The sequence below is a fragment of the Roseibium sp. genome, from assembly GCF_025698965.1.
Classification (GTDB): domain Bacteria; phylum Pseudomonadota; class Alphaproteobacteria; order Rhizobiales; family Stappiaceae; genus Roseibium.
Window position 1 is genome coordinate 1 of the sequence record NZ_JAILWL010000563.1, and the last position, 3,813, is coordinate 3,813.

General features: G+C 55.6%; 4 protein-coding genes. 2 read left to right on the forward strand and 2 right to left on the reverse strand.

All coding sequences use genetic code 11. The features are described 5' to 3' along the window. A partial coding sequence (locus K5905_RS29485; RefSeq protein WP_297591148.1) for a phosphatase PAP2 family protein occupies positions 1-811 on the reverse strand: 811 nt, incomplete at its 3' end. A gap of 96 nt (positions 812-907) precedes the next feature. Between K5905_RS29485 and K5905_RS29490 the strand changes: the two genes are divergently transcribed. Further along, positions 908-1,579 (forward strand): 2-hydroxychromene-2-carboxylate isomerase, encoded by a 672-nt coding sequence (locus tag K5905_RS29490; protein WP_297591151.1) that lies wholly within the window; start codon positions 908-910, stop codon positions 1,577-1,579. Positions 1,580-1,605: 26 nt separating this feature from the next. Here K5905_RS29490 and K5905_RS29495 read toward each other — a convergent pair whose 3' ends face one another. Continuing rightward, entirely contained in the window at positions 1,606-2,751 is a 1,146-nt protein-coding gene (locus K5905_RS29495) for a hybrid sensor histidine kinase/response regulator (protein WP_297591156.1), read from the reverse strand. 192 nt (positions 2,752-2,943) lie between these two features. Between K5905_RS29495 and K5905_RS29500 the strand changes: the two genes are divergently transcribed. Continuing rightward, the coding region (locus K5905_RS29500) for an AEC family transporter (protein ID WP_297591159.1) at positions 2,944-3,813 on the forward strand (870 nt) is incomplete at its 3' end.

Consider the following 3,813-nt stretch of genomic DNA (forward strand, 5'->3'; position numbering starts at 1 on the left):
CCCGGATAAATGCTCTCTGCCCGGCTCTTTGCAGCTTGCGTCCTTTGACGGTGAACCATTCATCCAGCTTTCGGTCGGTAACCAGCGGCGGCCTGTTTTGATAAAGCAGCCGGTATACACCAAGGATAAGCAGCAGGGTCACGCCCCAGGAAAGCAACGTGTCGGAAAAGAAATGGCCGCCAAAGGCAACCCGGTTGACGGACAGGATCAGGCCGAGGGGCAGAACAAAGGCAAGGGTCCACTTGCGCCATGTCGCCGGGACAATGAACGCGATGGACACAAGCCACATTGCCGCCGAAGCTTCACCGGACACAAACGAGCAGTTGCTGTCGCAATAGTCGGTGATCTTCCAGACCGGTTGAAACGGCAGATCGCCTCCGAACTCCTCGACCGACCTCGGTCGCGGCCGACCCCAGTTGTTCTTGAAAACCAGATTGACCAGAACGCCGGGCCCGAGAATGAGTGTGCTGAGAAGAAAAACCGGTTGCCGCAATCGAAGGAGTGGCCGCCGGCTCGGGACGAGAAGTTTCAACAGCAATACGGCAACACAGACAATCGCGATCACACGCACCAGAAACGGACCGAGATGTCTGACATCTCGCAGGAACGGTTCGTTTTGAGCCCAAAAGCCGTCGACAGCAGAAAAAAACAGGCCGCTTGCCCAGAAATCAACTTTCGGGAAGGCCAGGAAGAACACTGAAACGGCACAAATATAAAGGCTGACCGCCTTCATTGGATTCGAACGGCACCAGTGCCACGCCTTGCCAGGGATGGACTTCGGATTATGCTCAATTGGTTCGGCTTGGTTCATGTCAGCTCCTTAGCCTATCCGGATTTGCTATCCAATCCCCTCTTACTGACCTCTTGTTCCGGCCAAACCGGGGCAAAGGCAAGCGGAACAAAAATCGTGTCGGAAAAGCCACCGCAGCAGACGTCTTCCGCTTTCTCTTCTGCGCCGAAACATCCGGTAGATCGGCCGGTTGTCGAATTCTGGTACGAGTTCGCCTCGACCTACAGTTACCTGTCCGCAATGCGGATCGAAACCCTCTCACGCGACTATGGTGTTGAAATTTCCTGGCGCCCCTTTCTGCTGGGTCCGATATTTCGAAAACAGGGTTGGGAAACATCCCTGTTCAACATTCACCTGGAAAAAGGCGACTTTATGTGGCGCGATGTGGAGCGCCAATGCGCGCTCTACGGGCTGCCGTTTTCCATGCCGGTCCCGTTTCCACAGCACAGCCTGCGCGCCGCGCGTATCGCCCATTCGGGCCGGCATGAGACCTGGATCGGAGCCTTTACCCGTGCGGTCTACAATGCACAATTCGGCCAGGGCCTGGACATTTCCGACGAAGGCATGCTGGCAAACCTGCTCATGGACATCGGGGCTCCAGTGAAAGACATTCTCCAAGCTGCACAAACACCTGAAAACAAGACCAGTCTCAGGACAACAATCGAGAACGCCGAAAAGCGCGGTATCTTTGGTGCACCAAGCTTCGTCCTCCAAAACGGAGAGCTTTTTTGGGGAAACGATCGATTGGAACAGGCACTTGAGGCGGCTGCCGAAGCTGAGAAGCCTTAATTCAGACATCCGCGGTTTCTGACGACTTACGTTTTCTGGGCCTTTTCCAGTGCTTCATAAAGCAACCGGGGGATCAGTGGCTTTGTCAGGACCTCGTTAAAGCCCGCCTGCTTCAACTGATCCTTTCCAATGGCATCCGCCGCCGCGGAAACGGCGATCAGCGGCAGGCTTTTCACCTTCTTGATCTCATGAAGTTTCATCGCCGTTTCAACACCGCTCATTCCCGGCATGTGCAGATCCAGGAGCACCGCGTCAAACTCCACTTTCTGTACCAGTGAAATCGCCTGTTCGCCGGAATTGGCAATTTCCGACCTGATCCCGAACGACTCCAGCAGCGCGGCCAGCAATCGGCAATTTGTGTCATTGTCATCAACGATGAGGACGCATGCAGGCTGTAATTCCGCATTGCTTACCTCCTTGCCTTCCGGCTGCTCGTTGAAACCTTCACCGGCATCGAGGGCGGATTTTACTGGAAACTGCACTTCAAATCGGCACCCACCCGAAGGGGCAGCGGAAAGCGTCAGACGTCCTCCCAATTCTTTTACCAGCTGCGCAGTACCCCAAAGGCCTAGACCGCTGCCAGGACCCGAATTTCGCCCGTGGCGCCCACGGACAAAGGGACGAAACAAACGCTCCCGCTCATCAGCATCCAGACCCGGGCCACTGTCGGTTACAACCAGGCTGACCCAGGAAACCTGGCAACCTTCAGACGAACCGCTGGCCGGTTGCCCGGGCAACCCCAGGCTCACCGAGACCCCACCGCTTCCGGTGTATTTGATCGCGTTGTCCAAAAGAGCCGACATCACACGGCGGATCGCACCGCCCTCTTCGCTTTTGAAGCCACGTATAGTGTCGTCGATCGAAACTTCGAAGAAGAGGCCTTTCACCTCGGCAGGCACACGGAAAAGATCCGCAGTCTCGGCAACAACGTCCGCGATCCGGCTTACCGGTTTTTCCGTTTGCTGGTCCGGCTCTGCTGCATGCACCAATGCACCCGTCATCTCGGTCAGGGCATCGATAGACCTGATAAGCACAGACAGATGCTCCGTCTGAGAGACGTCAAGTTGACCATTGCCGATGAGCTCCGCAGTCAGGCGCATGGCCGACAGAGGCGTTCTCAGATCATGGGCCAAAAGCGCGAGTTTGACGCTGTCTTCATCATGATCCGCCATGAGGCCCGGCTCCCTCCTCGGTTAAGAATGCCAACAGGGCTTGCCAGATGACCGCTAAAAAGCCAATTTGCCCCTGGCCGTGCTTACCCCGATGACCTTCGGCTGTCCATCTGCACTGCAATATGGTGCGCCAATCAGTCTTAAATCACACCTAACACGTTGCCGGATTTCAACTTCTGGCTGGATGCCTAAATGCTTGCTCAAACATTCTCGATCGTTGCGCCCGTCTTTGTCCTGATTGCAATCGGTTACAGCCTGGCCAGATTTCGGATCTTGAACCAGTCGGTTGGGGAAGCGCTTGGGCAATTTGTCTTTATCGTTCCGATACCGGTTCTCATTTTTCGCACATTGACAACGGCAGACCTGTCGGCAGGCTTTCCCTTCGCGCTTTGGGCAAGCTACTTTCTGGGAGGCACCGCAACCTGGTTTCTAGGTGGCATTGTGATCCGGAAAGGTTTCGGCAGGGATGCTCGAGCAGGAGCGATCGGCGCCATTTCTTCGACCTATTCCAATCTTGTGCTCGTCGGATTGCCGCTTGTCACTGCAGTTTATGGACAGGAAGGACAAGTACCGTTGTTGCTGCTCATTTCCGTTCATTTCGCAACAATGACCTTGATCCTGTCCGTGGCCATGGAAAGGGCCGCCGCCGTGGACAATGGCGAGGAACTGCCACCACTTGGCAAGCTTGTCGTTGCAACACTGCGGAGCCTTTTCAAAAATCCGCTCATCATCATGATTGTCTTTGCCTTTGCCTGGCGGCAAACGGGATTGCAGATACCCGAAATCGGGCAAGACGTCTTGAACCGCATTGCAGCCACGGCACTGCCTCTTGCGCTGCTGTCCCTTGGCATGAGCCTCGTGCACTATGGCATGCGTGGCAATATTCTGCCGGGTTTCCTGCTGAGCATCCTCAAGATGGTTGTCATGCCGTCCATCGTTTTCCTGATCGGCACATTTCTGTTTCAGCTGCCCCCGCTCTGGGCAACTGTCGCGACCGTGGCTGCCGGCTGTCCGACGGGTGTGAATGCCTATATCTTTGCCAATCGCTATGGAACCGGCCAT

Excerpts from the sequence above, each read along its gene's own strand:
- K5905_RS29495 (WP_297591156.1), bottom strand. The coding sequence starts at position 2,751 with ATGGCGGATCATGATGAAGACAGCGTCAAACTCGCGCTTTTGGCCCAT.